At 48.3% G+C, this 18873-nt stretch carries 19 protein-coding genes; 13 read left to right on the top strand and 6 right to left on the bottom strand.

Features of this window, described 5'->3' with window-relative positions:
- The first annotated feature begins 8 nt into the window (after positions 1-8).
- The 3 genes from AB3Y96_RS21290 to AB3Y96_RS21280 all read left to right on the top strand — a co-directional run bounded on the left by AB3Y96_RS21290 (position 9) and on the right by AB3Y96_RS21280 (position 3496).
- Entirely contained in the window at positions 9-554 is a 546-nt protein-coding gene (locus AB3Y96_RS21290) for a hypothetical protein (RefSeq protein ID WP_367300158.1), read from the top strand.
- Positions 555-1038: 484 nt separating this feature from the next.
- The gene (locus AB3Y96_RS21285) at positions 1039-2340 is read left to right on the top strand and encodes a GntP family permease (RefSeq protein WP_072309368.1); all 1302 of its coding nucleotides are present in this window, start codon (positions 1039-1041) and stop codon (positions 2338-2340) included.
- 10 nt (positions 2341-2350) lie between these two features.
- Positions 2351-3496 (top strand): glycerate kinase, encoded by a 1146-nt coding sequence (locus AB3Y96_RS21280; RefSeq protein ID WP_367300157.1) that lies wholly within the window; start codon positions 2351-2353, stop codon positions 3494-3496.
- A gap of 58 nt (positions 3497-3554) precedes the next feature.
- Here AB3Y96_RS21280 and AB3Y96_RS21275 read toward each other — a convergent pair whose 3' ends face one another.
- On the bottom strand, positions 3555-4766 hold the full coding sequence (locus tag AB3Y96_RS21275) for a CdaR family transcriptional regulator (RefSeq protein ID WP_367300156.1): 1212 nt from the start codon (positions 4764-4766) through the stop codon (positions 3555-3557).
- A gap of 398 nt (positions 4767-5164) precedes the next feature.
- On the opposite strand from AB3Y96_RS21275, the gene sodA reads away from it, so the two are divergent.
- Both sodA and yiiM read left to right on the top strand, forming a co-directional pair.
- Positions 5165-5791 carry a superoxide dismutase [Mn] gene (gene sodA / locus AB3Y96_RS21270; RefSeq protein WP_130997921.1) on the top strand — a complete coding sequence of 209 codons (627 nt, stop codon included), beginning with the start codon at positions 5165-5167 and terminating at the stop codon, positions 5789-5791.
- A 142-nt stretch (positions 5792-5933) separates the two neighbouring features.
- Positions 5934-6605, top strand: coding sequence for a 6-hydroxyaminopurine reductase (gene yiiM, locus AB3Y96_RS21265; protein ID WP_367300155.1), 672 nt, complete (start codon positions 5934-5936; stop codon positions 6603-6605).
- Between the two features lie 10 nt (positions 6606-6615).
- Here yiiM and dsdC read toward each other — a convergent pair whose 3' ends face one another.
- Positions 6616-7563 carry a DNA-binding transcriptional regulator DsdC gene (dsdC, locus tag AB3Y96_RS21260; protein WP_072309483.1) on the bottom strand — a complete coding sequence of 316 codons (948 nt, stop codon included), beginning with the start codon at positions 7561-7563 and terminating at the stop codon, positions 6616-6618.
- A 220-nt stretch (positions 7564-7783) separates the two neighbouring features.
- On the opposite strand from dsdC, the gene dsdX reads away from it, so the two are divergent.
- Both dsdX and AB3Y96_RS21250 read left to right on the top strand, forming a co-directional pair.
- Positions 7784-9121: a D-serine transporter DsdX gene (gene dsdX / locus AB3Y96_RS21255; RefSeq protein ID WP_072309372.1), complete on the top strand. Its 1338-nt coding sequence runs from the start codon at positions 7784-7786 to the stop codon at positions 9119-9121.
- A gap of 17 nt (positions 9122-9138) precedes the next feature.
- Positions 9139-10470, top strand: coding sequence for a D-serine ammonia-lyase (locus AB3Y96_RS21250; RefSeq protein WP_367300154.1), 1332 nt, complete (start codon positions 9139-9141; stop codon positions 10468-10470).
- 74 nt (positions 10471-10544) lie between these two features.
- Here AB3Y96_RS21250 and AB3Y96_RS21245 read toward each other — a convergent pair whose 3' ends face one another.
- Entirely contained in the window at positions 10545-11171 is a 627-nt protein-coding gene (locus tag AB3Y96_RS21245) for a lysoplasmalogenase (RefSeq protein ID WP_367300358.1), read from the bottom strand.
- 280 nt (positions 11172-11451) lie between these two features.
- On the opposite strand from AB3Y96_RS21245, the gene AB3Y96_RS21240 reads away from it, so the two are divergent.
- Together AB3Y96_RS21240 and AB3Y96_RS21235 are read left to right on the top strand one after the other, a co-directional pair.
- Entirely contained in the window at positions 11452-11772 is a 321-nt protein-coding gene (locus AB3Y96_RS21240) for a DUF1820 family protein (protein ID WP_367300153.1), read from the top strand.
- On the top strand, positions 11769-12128 hold the full coding sequence (locus AB3Y96_RS21235) for a DUF2500 domain-containing protein (RefSeq protein ID WP_040046457.1): 360 nt from the start codon (positions 11769-11771) through the stop codon (positions 12126-12128). The genes AB3Y96_RS21240 and AB3Y96_RS21235 overlap by 4 nt, the downstream gene beginning before the upstream one ends.
- 39 nt (positions 12129-12167) lie before the next feature.
- Here AB3Y96_RS21235 and AB3Y96_RS21230 read toward each other — a convergent pair whose 3' ends face one another.
- Both AB3Y96_RS21230 and rsmD read right to left on the bottom strand, forming a co-directional pair.
- Positions 12168-12440, bottom strand: a complete 273-nt coding sequence (locus AB3Y96_RS21230; protein WP_025799404.1) for a DUF1145 family protein — start codon at positions 12438-12440, stop codon at positions 12168-12170.
- 15 nt (positions 12441-12455) lie between these two features.
- Positions 12456-13037 (bottom strand): 16S rRNA (guanine(966)-N(2))-methyltransferase, encoded by a 582-nt coding sequence (gene rsmD / locus AB3Y96_RS21225; protein WP_367300152.1) that lies wholly within the window; start codon positions 13035-13037, stop codon positions 12456-12458.
- Between the two features lie 208 nt (positions 13038-13245).
- Here rsmD and ftsY point away from each other — a divergent pair, with 208 nt between their 5' ends.
- The 4 genes from ftsY (at position 13246) to rpoH (ending at position 17825) form a co-directional block, all read left to right on the top strand.
- Positions 13246-15051, top strand: coding sequence for a signal recognition particle-docking protein FtsY (gene ftsY, locus AB3Y96_RS21220; protein ID WP_367300151.1), 1806 nt, complete (start codon positions 13246-13248; stop codon positions 15049-15051).
- A 5-nt stretch (positions 15052-15056) separates the two neighbouring features.
- Positions 15057-15725, top strand: a complete 669-nt coding sequence (gene ftsE, locus AB3Y96_RS21215) for a cell division ATP-binding protein FtsE (protein ID WP_004090701.1) — start codon at positions 15057-15059, stop codon at positions 15723-15725.
- Complete coding sequence (gene ftsX, locus AB3Y96_RS21210; RefSeq protein WP_072309377.1) at positions 15718-16695, top strand: permease-like cell division protein FtsX; 978 nt, start codon at positions 15718-15720, stop codon at positions 16693-16695. The genes ftsE and ftsX overlap by 8 nt, the downstream gene beginning before the upstream one ends.
- A 278-nt stretch (positions 16696-16973) precedes the next feature.
- Positions 16974-17825: an RNA polymerase sigma factor RpoH gene (rpoH, locus tag AB3Y96_RS21205; RefSeq protein ID WP_025799396.1), complete on the top strand. Its 852-nt coding sequence runs from the start codon at positions 16974-16976 to the stop codon at positions 17823-17825.
- A gap of 90 nt (positions 17826-17915) precedes the next feature.
- Here rpoH and AB3Y96_RS21200 read toward each other — a convergent pair whose 3' ends face one another.
- Positions 17916-18872, bottom strand: coding sequence for a hypothetical protein (locus AB3Y96_RS21200; RefSeq protein WP_367300150.1), 957 nt, complete (start codon positions 18870-18872; stop codon positions 17916-17918).
- Position 18873: the final 1 nt, after the last annotated feature.

Below are 18873 nucleotides of genomic sequence, written 5' to 3'. Positions count from 1 at the left end.
GCAAAAATATGTATAAATTTATCCGCAGTGAGTGCCCAGACTACTTAGCCTTATGTTGGGAATCGCTCACTGTTCAACACCGTCAAGCCAAAGAAAATAACCCTAAGCATAAGTTTGATTGGTATGCGGGTTTTAAATATGACACGACACTAGGCATATTATTTGCAATGAATGTCGGCCATTGTGCGTTTTGTGACGGTGGTGGAATCGGCGAACAAAGTCGCAAGACCATTGAACATTTTAAACCTAAAAGCCTTTATCCAGATTTGGCCTATAAATGGGAAAATCTTTACCCTTGTTGCGATCAATGCCAGATCCAAAAACGAGAGCGGTTTGATCCTGACTTGCTCATTGCCGACGATATTGCCTATCAATTTGATGGCTATTTTATGCTCGATTACCGTACCGGCGCTATTGAGCCTTCTGTGGCAGTTGATTCAAACCATCAGAGACGTGCACAGGTAACCATCGAGCACTACGGGCTAAATCTACCCGAAAGAAAAGAGGGCGTTTGCGCGAACTGCAAAACTATCAACGCCGAGATAAGGACATAAGCCTGCTTGATGATTTTAGCTATCGTTATTTTTTACAGGATTGGGCAGATTAATCGATGCTATTTGTGTGACTGTAGTCTCGTATGTTAACTATCGCTATTTTGCTGTCTTTTGAGTTCTTGCTTAGGTGGGTTTAGAAAACGCTGAGGATGCATTTTTTCTCATAATAGGCCAAAAGTACGATCGCCGTCACTTTGCGTTGTGCACTTATCCAAAAAATAAAACTTTTGCTCTCTATCTTCTAGGCAATAGCACATACCTTCGGTTTGATTAATCCCTTACTATTAAAGCACCAATATATTGGTGAATATTACTCTTATAAAATACATATATATACCCGTGATACTTCAAGTTGTATGTGCGTTGGCTACGCTCGTTCACCTCAGTCACTTACTTGAGTAAGCTCCTGAGGATTCGCTCACTTTCCGCCTTCCTACAACTCGAATTATCTAGGGTAAAAAATAGAACATCTTGGGGAATAAAAATGGAAGACCTACTGAGTTGGTATGGCGCCCTAATAGGGCTGTTCGTTGCAATATTTCTTATTCTAAAGAAATTCAATCCGGTATATTCATTATTTTTCGGCGCAATTGTTGGTTGTTTAATTGGTGGCGCTGATTTAAGTAAAACTATAAGCATTATTATTACCGGTACTCAAAGCGTGATGGGTACGGTTATTCGCGTATTAGCTGCGGGTGTGTTAGCGGGCGTGATGATGCAGTCGGGCGCGGCGGGTACGATTGCGCAGGCTATCGTCAAAAAAATGGGGGAGAAGAAAGCGATTCTTGCGCTTGCCCTAGCAACGATGGTAATCACCGCCGTTGGCGTCTTTATCCCTGTTGCCGTGCTTATCGTGGCGCCTATTGCATTGGAAGTCGGCAATAAAATGGGGATCTCAAAGCTGGCGCTGTTGCTGGCGCTCTCCGGCGGCGGTAAGGCTGGGAATATTATCTCTCCAAACCCAAACACCATAGCCGCAGCAAATGGTTTTCATCTCAGCCTAAGTGACGTGATGATTGGTGGCTTTATTCCAGCGCTCTTTGGTCTCGCGATGACCGTTATTGTTGCTTCGATGATTAAACATCGTGGGGTGATGGTAACGGATAAAGAAGCTAATTTAATCTCCTCTAAAACAGACGATGACGATCAAAAAAGACCACCATTAAGTAAAGCCATTATTACGCCGGTGATTGCGATTGTATTACTGATGGTTAACCCGATTGGTTCTATTCTTAATATTGAAGCATTATCTCACTTTAAGCTTGATGCATTATATGTTCTGCCGTTTGCCGGTATTGTTGGCATGATAGCGATGGGGCAAAAAAATAAAATTATTTCCTATACGACATCCGGCGTTGAAAAAATGACGGCAACGGTATTAATTCTGATTGGTGCAGGTGCCATTGCCGGGCTAATTGGTGCGTCAAACCTTTCAATGGAAGTTGTTAAACTAATCGATATTTCAGGCATTTCAGGCACTTTCTTAGCGCCAATATCAGGGATCCTCATGGCTGCCGCAACGGCGTCAACGTCGACCGGCGTTATTTTAGCAACAGGTACTTTCGGTACCGCTATTTCGCAGGTAGGGCTATCTCCATTGGCCTCTGCGGTGATGGTTCATACGGGTGCTACCGTCATTGACTCCTTACCACAAGGTAACTATTTCCATGTCACCGCTGACAGCATGCATATGTCGATTAGACAGCGTATGGCGTTAATCCCTTATGAGGCGATGGTGGGCGGAACAATGACGATTGTGGCAACAATTATGTATGGATTCATTTAAGGGAATAACTATGAAAAGAATGAAGTTTGTTTTGGCTCCAGATTCGTTTAAAGAAAGCATGACCGCCAAAGAAGTATGCAAGGCAATGGAAGCAGGGCTCAAAGTCGCATTCCCTGACGCTGAGTTCATCCATGTTCCGATGGCTGACGGCGGTGAGGGAACGGTTCAATCGTTGATCGATGCCACCGATGGTGAAATCTATCACCAAAGGGTGACGGGGCCGCTCGGTTCACCTGTTGATGCACAGTTCGGGATTATTTGGAGCCAGCAAACGGCGGTTATCGAAATGGCGTCGGCGAGCGGCATTCAGTTCACCACCAAAGAAACCAAAAATCCGCTAGCGGCGACGACCTACGGAACCGGCGAACTGATTAAAGCCTGTCTCGATAAAGGAATTAAAAAGATCATTCTGGGCATCGGCGGCAGCGCCACTAATGACGGCGGGGCGGGCATGGCTGCTGCGCTTGGGGTGCGCTTCTTAGATAAAAACGGTTCACCTCTACCTGCGGGCGGTGGAGCGTTAGGTTCGCTGTGCAAAATCGATCTGGATGGTATTGATCCTCGGCTTGCTGACGTCGAGTTTTTGGTTGCCAGCGACGTGACAAATCCGCTGTGTGGCGATACGGGCGCATCAAAAACGTTTGGCCCACAAAAAGGCGCCACGCCAGAAACCGTGGCGATTCTGGATAGCGCGCTGGCGCACTATGCTGATGTGATCGATTCACAGCTGGGACGTAAAGTGAAAGACGTGCCGGGGGCGGGCGCTGCAGGAGGCTTGGGTGCCGGTTTGATGGCATTTACCCACTGCAAAATGGCGCGTGGCATTGATATCGTGACTCAATATTCTGGCTTAAGTGAAAAGCTTGCGGGCGCCGATTATTGCTTTACCGGCGAAGGTGGCATCGACTTCCAAACCAAGTTTGGCAAAACGCCTTATGGTGTGGCTCAGGCGGCTAAATCACAGGGAGTACCGGTTATTGCACTGGCTGGCTATATCGGTGAAGGCGTAAGTGAGCTTTATAGCGAAGGTATTGATGCCATTTTTGGTATCGTACCAGGCGCTGAAAACATTGATGCGTTGCTCAAGAATGGCTGCTCCAATGTTGAAAGAACCTGCGAAAATATCGGCAGGCTGCTGAAGATTGCGCGCGTGTAATAAGCTTTAGAGACATAAGCCCATGAAAGAGCAATACGTTGATCGTATTGCTCTTTTTTTATTGCCCTGCTTGGGGAAGATGGCTAATTGAATCCGCATCGCCAGCAGGGTAAAGGAAGCCGCTATCTAGCTGTAATGAGATATAAATCAGCAAGCGATCGTCAAAGTTATTGAGATCGAGCCCCGTAAGCTCAGAGATGCGGTGTAAGCGATATTCTAGGGTGTTGCGATGAATAAACAGGGCCTTGGCGGTTGCGCTTGGCTGAACGTTATTCATAAACCATATGGAAAGCGTTTTTCTTAGCACGCCATTGCTATCGATTGCTCGTAGCCGTGACAGTGGGCGAATCAGCTCTTTGGCTTGCCATCCGCCACGCAGGCTGTCGAGTAAAACCGGCAGGATCAGGTCTTGATAAAAATAGCTGCGCTGTTCTGGCGTGCGCTGCTTGCCCACCATCATGGTGGTGTAGGCCGTGCGGTATGAGCGCGCAATACCGCTTTCATCTGGGAAGTAGTTGCCCAATGCGATTCTGATTTTCAACTGGCTATTTTTGGCTAATTTTTTGAGCAAAAGATTAATTTGGTTGCGCTGACTTTCTGGCTCCCAGCGCCCGAGCGAGCTAAATGCAGGTCTGAGAACCACCATCTGATTGAGTGACACAATTGCCGCGAGATTATCGTGTTCTGCCGTCGTCAGTAATGTTTGGAGTTGCTGAAGATCGACGATGGCGCTGTCAACGCCAAGCTGGCCGCTATCCACTTCCACCACTACCACCACGCGTGGCTGATTGAGGTCTATCCCTAGGCGCTGAGCCCATTCCTGAAGCGCGGGAGAGAGCTTTTCGGCGCGAATAAGGTTAAGCACTAACTCTTCGCGCAGGCGAGTGTCTTGTGCCAGCATGTGCATCAGATGCGCTTGCTCCAGCATCATTTCTGCGGTCATACACACCAGTTCACCATACCGCCTCAGCTCAGAGGGATCGCCGGTGAGCCCAATGACGCCAACAATTTCACCATCGAAATGCAAAGGAAGATTCACGCCGGGGCGAACGCCGTGCAGATGGCGGGTCATATTTTCATCAATATCGACAATTCTTTCCTGCGATATCGCCAACAATGCACCTTCGTGCAATTCACCAATGCGTTCTTGAGCACCACTGCCTATTATTCTGCCTCGTGCATCCATGACGTTAACGTTGCTATCGATGATTTTCATGGTGCGGTCCACGATATCCTGAGCAAGTCGGGTATCGAGATGATAGGTCGCCATGCTGCGCTCCGTGTATGTTAAGTAGAATCTTCCGAGCATACCGAGGCGGATACCGGTAAACATTGTGCAAATGCACAATGTTTAAGATAGCTGTTAAGAGTTGCAAAAGAAGTCACAGTTTTTTGCTCACTTTTAACTCGTTACCACCACATCATGGGGTCATTGGCACTGGCAATCGCAGCTATTGATATTAACGATGGTGCCAAAATTAAATGCAAACATCGGGCTGAGAGCCTTGCTAGGGCTGAATATGAGCTCTTTTTCTGCCAGTTTTTATCATATCCTTACCGCTTATAAGCGATTGATAATCATTTTCAATATCATTTAATTAACTATAATGACCAGACTGCTTAACCGGAGCGGATGTTTTGCTCCTTTGAAATCTGGAGAAGATGAATATGAGCTATACCCTGCCATCCCTACCTTATGCCTACGACGCATTAGAGCCTCACTTCGATAAGCAAACGATGGAAATCCATCACAGCAAGCACCATCAGGCCTACGTCAACAACGCGAACGCCGCGCTGGAGTCTCTGCCCGAATTAGCTAAATTAACCGCAGAAGAACTGATTGCTCAGCTTGATAAAGTCCCTGCTGAAAAGCGCACTGTGCTGCGTAACAACGCAGGCGGTCATGCAAACCATAGCTTCTTCTGGAAAGGTTTGAAGCTTGGTACTGAGCTGAAAGGCGATCTGAAAGCGGCTATCGAACGCGATTTCGGCAGCGTCGATAAATTTAAAGAAGAATTTGAAAAAGCAGCTGCAACGCGCTTTGGCTCCGGCTGGGCGTGGCTGGTGCTGAAAGCAGACGGCAAACTGGCCGTGGTTTCTACTGCAAACCAAGATAGCCCGCTGATGGGCGAAGCAGTTTCCGGTGCTTCCGGTTACCCAATTGCGGGTCTGGACGTTTGGGAACATGCTTACTACCTGAAATATCAGAACCGTCGTCCAGACTACATCAAAGCGTTCTGGAGCGTGGTGAACTGGGACGAAGCGGCAAAACGTTTTACTGAAGCGAAAAAGTAATCGGCTGTAGTCATCGTCCATAGTGAGACAGCTGCGATCGGAGCGTGGGGAAACCCACGCTTTTTTTGTTTTTAAACTCCATGGGAACGGTATAGTAAGGGTATTGCCATTTTCTTGATGAATCTGCTTTTGGGAGCCCTGCATGCACTATCCAACGATTTACACCGGTACCATCATTCCTTATGAAGGCAGCAAGCCGAGTGCAATTGGCAAGCGCCAAATTTCCGGGGGTGTGATGCTTAACCGCCTTGGGTTGGAAGGTGATGAACAGGCAGAGAAGAAAGTCCATGGTGGCCCCGATCGTGCGCTATGTCAGTATCCACGTGAGCATTATCAGTTTTGGCAACGACAGTATCCGCAGCAGGCTGAGCAATTTTGCGCTCCGGCCTTAGGCGAAAATATTTCCACTGAAGGGATGACCGAAGAGAATGTTTTTATCGGCGATATCTACCGTTGGGGAGAGGCGCTGATTCAGATTACTCAACCGCGTTCGCCGTGCTATAAACTCAACTATCACATGGATATCGATGAATTCTCTGTGCAAATGCAACAAACTGGCCGCTGCGGCTGGCTGTATCGTATTGTTGGCGAAGGCATGGTAAGCGAAGATCAGCCGCTGGAACTTGTGTCACGTAACAGCGATATCAGCGTGGCAGAAGCGATCTCCATCTGCTTCCACATGCCGTTTGATGAAGAAGAGTATCGCCGCCTGATGAGCGCGGCCGGGCTCTCAGCCAGCTGGAGCAAAACGCTTCAAATGCGGGTTCTCAACGGCAAAATTGAAGATATGAATCGAAGATTGCTCGGGGTTTAGCCCCTAGTATTTAACCCTCAGTATTGCCAGCCATCGTTTTAAGCCATTGAATGAAAACGTTGATCTTCGGCCACTGACGCTCAGAAAGGGTTGAAATGTAGTAGCGTTGCTCGCACTGCATTTCAAACTCTGGGAAGGGCGCAATCAACTCTTTGCTTTCCAGCCGCTTATTCACCAGATTTTTACGCCCCATCGCGATCCCTACATGATTCATGGCAGCGATCACCGCCAGATCGGAACGATCAAACCCCATACTTCGCTGATCTTCAGCGATATCAACGTTAAAATTGCGTGCCCATGAGTGCCATTCACTTTCGTTGGAGTCGTAACTCCATGCCTGACGATCGTGCAGCAGCGTGCTCTGGCGTAAATTAAATGGCTTTCCTATTAGATCGTGCTGTTTGGCATATTCTGGACTACACACCGGTATCATTGATTCATTCATCAGGTGTTGGCATGACAAGGTTTCGGGAGGTTTATCATCAAAATAAATCGCCAGATCGATTCCCGCGCCGTTGAAATTAACCATCTCGTTGCCGGTTAAAATGTTTAAGCTGATCGCCGGATATTGTTTAGCAAAATCAGCCAGTTTTGGCACTAGCCAACATTGTGCGATTGATGGGCGAGAATAGACCGTCAGCGTTCCCGACAGCTCTTGGCTTTTTATCTCAAGAATTTCTTGGTTGAGATAGCTGAGAGAGGATTTTAGCGCCCAAAATACCCGCTCGCCTTCAGGGGTTAATGCAATTCGGCGATGAAATCGCTGGAATAACTTAAACCCCAACTCTTCTTCAAGCTGATTGATTCGATGGCTAACGGCGCTAGGGCTTATCGATAACTCTTCAGCCGCAAGCGCAAAAGACTCATGTCTGGCCGCAACTTCAAAGGTATAGAGCTTTGATAGCTGATAGCCATTTAGCAGTTTGTTACGTGCGATATATTTTGAATGCTCGAACATGAGACCTCGTTTGGACAGAGCATCAGCATATCCCGGCAGAGCATTTTAGCGGCCATACAGATGAGTTAATGTGACTCAATCGCGATAATTTCTACCTATTTTGACCAATATCACCCATTTGATTCAATTTAGCTCATGTGAAGGATGAATTTGATCGTTTGTCAGCGATGCTCGCTTCTTATCCAATAGTCAGGTGATTTATTAAAGGGTGAGGTTGGCCATGAGCTCGCAAATTTGGGTCGTCGGGACGCTATTAACAAGCATCATAATAATTATATTAACCATCGTTAAATTTAAGATTCACCCATTCTTGGCATTACTGCTGGCTAGTTTTTATGTTGGCGTATTAATGGGAATGAACCCGTTGGAAATGGTGAATGCCATTGAAGGTGGGATTGGTGGAACGCTAGGCTTTTTAGCCGCCGTGATTGGCCTGGGAACTATTCTGGGCAAAATGATGGAGGTTTCCGGTGCCGCTGAGCGTATCGGCATTACGTTGCAAAAATGCCGTTGGCTATCGCCAGACGTCATTATGGTTTTAGTTGGCTTGGTTTGTGGTATTACGCTGTTTGTGGAAGTGGGCGTGGTGTTGCTGATCCCTCTGGCATTTTCAATTGCTAAAAAGACCAATACTTCTTTGCTGAAGTTGGCGATCCCGCTGTGTACGGCGCTAATGGCGGTACATTGCGTTGTCCCTCCGCATCCGGCGGCATTGTATGTGACGAATGCGTTAGGGGCAGATATTGGTACCGTCATTGTATATGGTCTGTTGGTGGGGCTGGTGGCTTCGCTGATCGGCGGCCCGTTATTTTTGAAGTTTGTCGGTCATCGCCTTCCGTTTAAACAAGTCCCCGCCGCGTTTTCTGAGCTGGAAGTGCGCCGAGAAGAGGATCTACCATCGCTGGGTGCCACGTTATTTACCGTGTTGCTGCCGATTGTGCTGATGCTGATCAAGACGGCGGCCGAACTCAATATGACCAAGGGTTCAGCGCTGTATAACTTCTTTGAATTTATTGGCAATCCGATTACTGCGATGTTTATCGCCGCCTTCGTTGCCTATTACGTATTAGGCATCCGCCAGCATATGAGCATGGGTAAACTGCTGAGCAAAACGGAAGATGGTTTCTCTTCAATTGCTAACATTTTGCTGATTATTGGTGCAGGTGGCGCATTTAACGGCATTCTTAAAGCCAGTGGCCTTGCTGATACGTTGGCCGTGCTGCTCTCCAATATGCATATGCATCCGATTTTGCTGGCTTGGCTGGTGGCGATCATTCTTCATGCCGCAGTGGGTTCTGCCACGGTGGCCATGATGGGCGCCACGGCGATTGTTGCGCCGGTATTGCCGCTCTATCCCAACGTGAGCCCTGAAATTATCACGCTAGCCATTGGCTCTGGCGCGATTGGTTGCACCATCGTCACCGACTCCCTGTTTTGGCTGGTTAAGCAATACTGTGGTGCAACGCTGAGTGAGACATTTAAATATTACACAGTGGCGACTTTCATCGCGTCGCTGATCGCTTTAGGTACGACTTTCCTACTCTCTTATATCGTTTAATCGAGAAGATACTATTTATGAATACGTTTGAAATTGAACATTTGGTTGAACAATATCCATTGGTTAAACAGCTGATTAACTTAGATGAAGTTACGTGGTTTAACCCGAACACCACCACGTTGGCGGAGGGGCTTCCTTACGTTGGTTTGACGCAGGATGACGTTACGCAGGCGGAGGCGCGCCTTCAGCGATTTGCCCCTTACCTTTGCTTAGCGTTCCCAGAAACGCAAAAAACGCACGGTATTATTGAGTCTGAAGTTGTTGCGATTCCTGAGATGCAGGCTGCGCTGGAACAGCGCCATCAGCAAAAAATTGCTGGCCAACTGATGCTGAAAAAAGACAGTCATTTGCCTATCTCTGGGTCGATCAAAGCACGTGGTGGGATTTATGAAGTGCTTACCCACGCTGAAAAACTGGCCATTGAAGCGGGAATGCTGTCAGAAGAAGATGACTATAGCGTTCTGTACTCTGATAAGTTTCGCCAATTCTTTAGCCAATACAGCATTGCGGTGGGCTCTACCGGTAATCTAGGCATGTCGATCGGCATTATGAGCGCCAAACTTGGCTTCAGCGTTAGTGTGCATATGTCGGCTGATGCGCGGGCGTGGAAAAAGCAAAAACTGCGTGAGCACGGCGTGAATGTGGTGGAGTATACGCAGGATTATGGCGTGGCGGTTGCTCAAGGACGCAAAGAGGCGGAATCAGATCCCCATTGTTTCTTTATTGATGACGAAAATTCACGCACGCTATTTTTAGGTTATGCCGTTGCCGGTGGGCGTTTACGCCAACAGTTTAGCCAAATGAATATTCACGTTAATGCCGAACATCCGCTGTTTGTTTATCTGCCGTGCGGCGTGGGTGGTGGCCCCGGCGGAGTGGCATTTGGTCTGAAACTAGCCTTTGGCGATAACGTGCATTGCTTCTTTGCGGAGCCCACTCATTCACCGTGCATGCTTCTGGGTATTCATACGGGTCTGCATGATGAAATTTCAGTTCAGGATATTGGGATCGACAATATCACTGCAGCCGATGGTTTAGCCGTTGGCCGTGCATCCGGCTTTGTTGGGCGAGCGATGGAGCGCCTGCTTGATGGTTTATATACCTTAAGCGATCAGGAAATGTATAACCTGTTAGGGCTTCTAAACCAGCAGCAAGGTATTCAGCTAGAACCTTCGGCGCTGGCGGGAATGCCGGGAGCGGCACGAGTTTGTGGGAATGCTCAATATCTGCAGAGCCACGGGTTAGACGCACAGAAAATGCAAAATGCGACTCACTTGGTATGGGCAACGGGTGGAGGCATGGTGCCAGCAGATGAGATGGCGAAATATCTCGCGGCGGCGAAAGTCTAGTTTCTCGCGTGATAAATAGGCGAACGGGGCGAATGGCCCCGTTTCTATATTTATCTGGCGATTATCAGCGGATCTTACAGATACAACGAACGCACAATCAGGAAATGACCTGCAAAATAGCTGGCGGCGATAATGGCGTCAGCAGCGCGGAAAGTGAAGCGATAGCGATTGACCAGCCATACCACGTTCGACAGCAGCAACAGCGATGCCCCCACCAACAGTGAGAAACCATAATCGGTGCCGCGAGCAAAGTATTGATCGCCCGCCATCCACACCATCAACAGCGTCATCGCAATATAGGTCACCACTGGCCAGCGCATATCTTCTAAGCGCGTCCAAATGGTGGCGATCAGAATAATTCCGATAACGATTAACACAGCCAGCATGGGCAGATAAAACGATACCGTTAAGGCACTGGCGAAGCTGATGGTGTACAGAAGGTGTGATAAGAAAAACGCACCGATGGCGTACAGCATGCGCTCGCGTGGCAATAATAACAGGGCATCGGCGGCAAGCGTGGCGAGCAGGCCAAGTAGAATTAGATAGCCGCTGGCCTGAATATTGGGTGCGCTCCATGCCAGCAAAAGCAGCAACAGCATGGTGACGGGTTTGAAGACCCAACGTTGCCAGCGCGGGCCACGATAGCTGGCATCAACAAATAGCCAACCAGAAAATAAGACTGCAAGAAAAGCCCAACTCATCATTTATCCTTTTTTAATTAGCAGGTTAATTTTCTGATTCTTATGATGCTAACGTTGCATCAAGAATAAGAATAAATAGATAGTCACTTATCTTCTGAGTGTAGGGGATCACGGCTGGCGACGACAATGACTTTACCTGCTATCGGTGCGGATGAAGTGTAAACAACTTCATGTTATGTTAACCCGCTGTATCCATAGCGCATATGCTGCCGAGCAGGCGTTGTGGTAGCGAAAAAGTTATTGAATTGAAAATTGCCCATTGGCAGTGATGAGGAACGTCATGTCTGGTCAAGCGCCTTTATACCGAATTCAGTTTATGAACAACGGCAAAAACTATCAGATTTACGTGCGTGAAATGGTGCAAAGCAATCTGTTTGGTTTTCTCGAAATCGCCGATTTTATTTTTGATACCCAAAGCGCCGTGCTGGTCGATCCCTCAGAGGAAAAGTTGAAGAACGAATTCTCTGGCGTAGAGCGTAGTTACATCCCTATTCAGGCCGTTATTCGCATTGATGCCGTTACCGAACGCGGCAGTGCGCGGATCTCTGATTTAGGCGATAATGTCACCGCTTTCCCTTATCTTCCCGGCAAAAAACCATGAGTAAGCCACCGCTGATATTTGTCGTGATCGTTGCTGTTATCGTGGTATTTGCGGCCCAACGTTTCATGCAGCAACGCCGTCAAAATGCGATTAACGATGCCGCACCGTTAAGCACTCAACAGGTTGAAGTGAGCGCTAAGCGTGAGTTTCCTGCGCCCAATCGGCGTTCACGCCAGCGTGAAGTGATCGCGGGGGAAGATATGCGTTATGAGGTTTATTTCCAGCCAATAATGGGGGGAAGTGAGCTGAAATTTGTCGTACCTGAAAAAACCTATCACCAGATAGATAAAGGTGCGCGTGGTACGCTCAGCACGCAGGGCACGCGCTTCGTGAGCTTTGAACAACAGGCGCAATAGCCAAACCTCCCCTGTTGGGGAGGACTCTCCAGCCATTCGTTATTTCTTCGGCGGAGTATTCTTTTTCTGCCAAGCCAGCAGCTCAAAAACGCCAAACAGGAAAATCCGTACTTCCTGCCATTTGCCGATCTTCGGCTGGTCTTTGGTTAACGTAGTTTTCAGCATCGTGACCTGTAAACCGTGCATCAACACCATAAACACCAGCGCCACGTTCATAAAGATATTCAGCGGGCGGGTGTAAGGATGGATGATGTTGACCAGCATAAATCCCCACACGCACAGCATGAGTAAGCGGCCAATATTAATTCCCATTATGATTTCCTCGAATTATGACGCGCTGCGCGTATATAAACGATAAGCGACCTGACCCGCGACTTTTTCGCGGTGTAATGCCCAGTTTGCGGGCACGTCTGCAGCTGCACTTTCCGCTTCGGCCTCAACGTAAATAAAGGCTTCATCCGCGAGCCAACCCTGCGCTTCTAGCAGCGTAATCGTTTCTGACAATAGCCCTTTTCTAAAGGGAGGATCGAGAAAAACCACCTGATAGGGTGTACCCGGCTGTGATAGCCATTTTAGCGCATCGGTGTTTTGCACCGTGATTTTATCGGTATCAATCAGCGCGACATTTTTTTTGAGCTGGGCAGCAACCGTGCGGTCGGCTTCAAGCAGCGTAGCGTGCTCGGCATAGCGAGAAACGGCTTCAAAGCCCAAAGCACCGCTGCCGGCAAAACAATCGAGACAGCGAGCACCATTCAGCTCGGGAGCCAGCCAGTTAAACAGCGTTTCACGCACGCGATCCGTGGTGGGGCGCAGGCCGGGGCTATCTGGGACGGGAAGTTTTCGGCCACGCCATAGGCCGCCAATGATGCGGATTTGTCCGCTGGATTGGGATGCAGGTTTTTTTGCCATGAATGCGGTATTTTTTGTTTGGGTTGCTGTATTAGACGGTGCCATAACAGGCCAATCTTCATTGTTGCCGTGCAAGGTAACCGTTTATTGATGGAAATGCCACTTGAAACCCATCCGCATGCATGTTGCGATAAGGGGTTAAGTGATAAACTTGTTCAATTGCAGTTTATCAACAATTTTGAATTTCAGGCGGGAGAGTCGTCGCACTATGGCAAAAGATAAAAAACGTGGTTTTTTCTCCTGGTTAGGGTTTGGGCGTCAGGAAGAGCAGCCGGAAAAGGCGCAAGAAGACGAACAACAAACGCCACCAGTGGTAGAAGAAACAGAACAACATCAAGCTGATGCGCCATCAGAGCAGACAACTACGTCAGAATCGCTGGATGACAAACTGCCTGAGCGTGAATCTGACTATGCGGCTTCCGTGGAGACTCCCGGCGAATGGGATGCCACCGTTGCACCAGAAAATGCCGCTGAAAATCTGCCGTTGGCGGAGCAGCATGCCCAGCGTGAAGCGCCAGCCAAAGTATTGGCTGATGAACTGGTTGAAACGACGGAGCATTTAGCGTCAAGCCACGAGCATCGTCCCGATGCGCAAGGTGCTGAGGTTTTTGCTGAGCAAATTGTAGAGCTTACTCAGGCGCATCACGAAGAGGTCATGGCGCCGGAAGTCATCGGTGAACCGCTGGTGAACAAGCACGATAATCACCACGGCGGTGAGCATCTCGAACATGATGCGGAAGTGTTTGCCGAACAAGTGATTACGCTGACTGAAGCGGCACATCCGCATGTTCATCAAGAACCGGTTATTGATGAGCCGTACATCGAAGAGCTGGTTGAGCAGGAAATCGCTGAGGATGATGCGATTAAACATGAGCCGGTGGTGGGGGAATCCGTTTCCGAGCCTGAGCCTGAAGCCATCGACGTAATCGCTGAGATTGCGCGCTCAGAAGAAGTTGTCGATCTGGATACCAACGTCGTTGATGAAGCTGATACTGACGAAACAGACGTTGATGAAACTGATGAGGATGAATCTCAAGCTGACGCGCAACCAGAAGCTGCGGCAGTGGTTCAGCACGAACAGGAACGCCCAACGAAAGAGGGGTTCTTTGCTCGACTTAAGCGCAGCCTGCTGAAAACCAAACAAAATCTGGGTTCCGGATTTTTCGGCTTGTTCCGTGGTAAGAAAATCGACGACGATCTGTTTGAAGAGCTGGAAGAACAGCTGCTGATTGCCGACGTTGGCGTTGAAACCACCAATAAAATTATCAAATCTCTGACTGAACATGCTAGCCGCAAAGAGCTCAAAGATGCTGAGTCGCTGTATGGCAAACTGAAAGAAGAGATGGGTGAGATTCTAAGCACCGTTGATAAACCTCTAGACGTCAGCGGCCATACGCCGTTTGTTATCTTGATGGTTGGCGTTAACGGCGTGGGCAAAACCACCACGATTGGTAAGCTGGCTCGCCAGTTCCAAGCCGAAGGCAAATCTGTGATGCTCGCGGCGGGCGATACCTTCCGTGCGGCGGCGGTTGAACAGCTGCAGGTTTGGGGTGAGCGAAACAATATTCCCGTGGTTGCACAGCATACCGGTGCCGATTCTGCTTCCGTCATCTTTGATGCGATTCAAGCCGCCAAAGCACGTAATATCGACGTGTTACTGGCAGATACCGCAGGACGCTTGCAGAACAAATCGCACTTGATGGAAGAGCTGAAGAAAATCGTTCGCGTAATGAAAAAGTTGGACGAAGATGCGCCACATGAGGTTATGCTGACGATTGATGCCAGCACCGGACAAAATGCGGTGAGTCAGGCAAAATTGTTTAACGAAGCGGTCGGCCTGACCGGTATTACATTAACCAAGCTGGATGGCACCGCTAAAGGCGGGGTGATCTTCGCCGTGGCCGATCAGTTTGGCATTCCGATCCGCTATATCGGGGTTGGTGAAGGTATCGAAGATTTACGGCCATTCAAGGCCGACGATTTTATTGAGGCACTTTTTGCCCGTGAGGATTAATACGGATGATTCGCTTCGAACAGGTCAGTAAAGCGTATCTGGGCGGGCGTCAGGCTCTGCAAGGCGTAGATTTTCATCTACGTCAGGGCGAGATGGCGTTTCTCACCGGTCACTCAGGCGCAGGGAAAAGTACCCTGCTTAAACTGATATGTGGCATTGAGCGCCCAAGCGCAGGACATATTCTTTTTGGTGGTCATGACATCAGCCGCTTACGCAACTCAGAAGTTCCGTTTCTGCGCCGCCAGATTGGCATGATTTTCCAAGACCATCATCTGTTGATGGATCGAACGGTATACGACAACGTGTCGATGCCGCTGATTATTTCAGGCGCCAGCAGCGAAGATATCCGTCGCCGTGTTTCTGCGGCGCTGGATAAAGTGGGGTTATTGGACAAAGCCAAAAACTTCCCGATCCAGCTTTCCGGCGGTGAACAGCAGCGCGTTGGGATCGCCCGTGCGGTGGTTAACAAGCCTGCCGTGCTATTAGCGGATGAGCCAACCGGTAACTTGGATGAGGCGCTGTCAGAAGGTATTTTGCGCCTGTTCGAAGAGTTCAACCGTGTGGGCGTTACGGTGCTGATGGCAACCCATGATATGGGACTTATTGCGCGCCGTCGCTACCGTATGCTGACGCTCAGTCAGGGACGTATGGACGGAGGTATTTCGCATGGCTAAGGCTCCAAATCGTTCGGCCTCGCGCGCGAAAATGCCGGATAAAGCTAAGGCGCTGCGTGGCGGCTGGCGTGAACAGTGGCGCTATGCATGGGTTAACACGCTGGCTGATATGATGCGCCAGCCATTGGCGACCCTGCTTACGGTGATGGTCATTGCTATTTCACTGACCCTGCCCAGCGTATGCTATCTGGTCTACAAAAACGTCAGCGAAGCGGCTTCACAGTGGTATCCAACGCCGCAGTTAACGGTTTATCTGGATAAGGCGCTGGATGACGACGCTGCCGAGCAAGTGATGACGGTGCTGAAAGGCGAAGAGGGCGTGGATAAAGTTAACTACCTCTCGCGAGAAGAAGCGCTGGGCGAATTCCGCAACTGGTCAGGCTTTGGCGGTGCGCTTGATATGCTGGAAGAGAACCCGCTTCCTGCAGTGGCCATTATTACGCCAAAAATGAATTTCGAAAGTAGTGATACCCTTAACACCCTGCGCGATCGCGTAGCGGCCGTGAAAGGGGTTGATGAAGTTCGCATGGACGACAGCTGGTTTGCGCGTTTGGCTGCGTTAACCGGGCTGGTCGGACAGGTCGCGGCGATGATTGGTATTTTGATGATTGTGGCCGTGTTCTTGGTGATTGGTAACAGCGTGCGTCTGAGCATATTCAGCCGTCGCGACACCATCAACGTGATGAAGCTGATTGGAGCGACCGACGGATTTATTCTTCGGCCATTCCTTAATGGCGGTGCGCTGTTAGGCTTTAGTGGCGCAGTTCTATCGCTAATTTTGTCTCAGGCGATGGTATGGCAGCTGGGTTCCGCGGTTGCCAAAGTGGCCTCGGTATTTGGCACCACGTTTGTGCTACATGGCTTAGGCTGGGATGAGTGCCTATTGTTGGTGCTGGTCTCCGCCATGATTGGCTGGATTGCCGCGTGGCTGGCCACCGTTCAACATTTACGCCGATTTACACCACAATAGTGAAATAGTGTTATACTCTTCCCTCGTTGAGTTGCTGACGGGGGAAGAGCCATTTTGGTTAAACCCGATACCGGTTCTCCATCCTATACTCCCCCCATCACATTCCCAATGAGTTCATGTCTGTTGTAGAATTGTGCTAAATTTATGCACGCAACATTGAACTTGTGGGATAACTCACGGTCAAATTTTGCAGAATCGTGTTAGTGTCCGCGCTGTTATATCGTTAGAATTGCTACGGCGTTACTAGTACGGCTGGATTGAATATTGAGAGGGTTTGAATGACCAAAGAGATGCAAACTTTAACCTTAGTTCCTCAAGGTAGCTTGGAAGCTTACGTACGTGCGGCCAACACCTATCCGATGCTGACAGCAGAGGAAGAGAAAGAACTGGGTGAACGACTGCATTACGAGGGTGACTTGGATGCAGCAAAACAGCTGATTCTGTCGCACCTGCGCTTTGTTGTTCATGTTGCCCGTAACTATGCCGGCTACGGGTTGCCGCAGGCAGACCTAATTCAGGAAGGTAACATCGGCCTGATGAAAGCTGTGCGTCGTTTTAACCCAGAAATGGGCGTACGACTGGTGTCCTTTGCGGTTCACTGGATCAAAGCTGAAATTCACGAATATGTGCTGCGTAACTGGCGCATCGTGAAGGTTGCGACCACCAAAGCCCAGCGTAAGCTGTTCTTCAACCTGCGTAAAACCAAGCAGCGTTTAGGCTGGTTCAATCAGGACGAAGTGGAACTGGTTGCTCGCGAGCTGGGCGTGTCTGAAAAAGACGTGCTGGAAATGGAATCGCGTATGGCCGCGCAGGACATGGCTTTTGACATGTCTAACGACGACGATGACAGTTCACCTGCTGCGCCAGTGCTGTTCCTACAGGATAAATCTTCTGATTTCGCCAACGATATTGAAGATGACAACTGGGATAGCCACGCCGCCGACAAACTGAGCTTAGCGATGGAAGGCTTGGATGAGCGTAGCCAGCACATTATTCGTGCCCGCTGGTTAGACGACGACAACAAAGCAACGCTGCAAGAACTGGCCGATCAATACGGTGTGTCTGCAGAACGTGTGCGTCAGCTTGAAAAGAACGCAATGAAAAAACTGCGTGCAGCAATTGAAGCCTAAGCTTTAACCGCACGACAGTCTGACAAAAGGCGATGCTTAGCATCGCCTTTTTTGTGCTCGTTTTTGTGTGTGGTGAAGTAAAAAAAGCGACTACGCAATTTTTTGAGGATCTTGTTTATCCAGCACGGCAAGGATCTCAGTAACCTGTTGATCAAAGTCACCCGGCTTTTTATCTTTACGTAAATAGTAGGGCATGCTGCGTTCGTATTCGGTAGAGGCAACGGCGGATAGTCCCCAAACCATATATTTGGTGATAAACGCTAAGAGATCTTTACGGCCTTGACTGGAGCTCATGATGAAGGTTGGGTTGGTCGGCAATACAAAGGCGGTTTTGATAATATGCTTATCTTTATTTAATCCATATAAAATTAGAGATACCGCCTGATGGGTTTCAACCACGCCAACCTGTGAATAACGCGCAACGAAAGCGTTGCCTCTTATCCAAGTGATAAATAACTTCTTATCGCGTATAAGAATAAGCGGTGCTTTATTTTTTATTAAAAAAGAGAGATAAAAAAAGAATGGGACCAGAATAACAAAGCAAATAACATGGATTATATCTGTAAAAAAGTACCTATGCCCATATGCATAGACATTATACCTGAAATATAGATACTCATTAAGATTCATTTTTTTGTTTCCTCCCAAGTAATTAACTTGTTTTTCTTTAAAAACGTCATCATTTTTTTTGTTAAAGTAATAGCCAAAAATATTTTCCTTAGAGTAATCTCTTATGTTTATTTCATTTATGGTAGACGATATTTCTTTTTCATCATGCTCCCAGCTATTATGAAATTTTTGTAAGAAGAATATGAAATTAATTAATAATAATATGATGGCAGGGAAAAAAACTATCCACCTTAAGAGTTGTAGACCTGAACGGAAAAGGCAACTACTACTATCTATCCCCTGCAATGAGATCATATAATGAAGTTTATGAATATCTTTTACAGGTATGTAACGAGTAAGCAATGTATCTTGTTCATCCACTAGTAATGATGGCTTCGAATTTTTAGTTAGATGAAACCATTTAGGGCTATGGTACATA

This window comes from Hafnia alvei (assembly GCF_964063325.1).
In the GTDB taxonomy this organism is placed as follows: domain Bacteria; phylum Pseudomonadota; class Gammaproteobacteria; order Enterobacterales; family Enterobacteriaceae; genus Hafnia; species Hafnia alvei_B.
The sequence above is the reverse complement of the archived record's forward strand: the minus strand, read 5'-3'. Positions and strand labels throughout refer to the sequence as shown.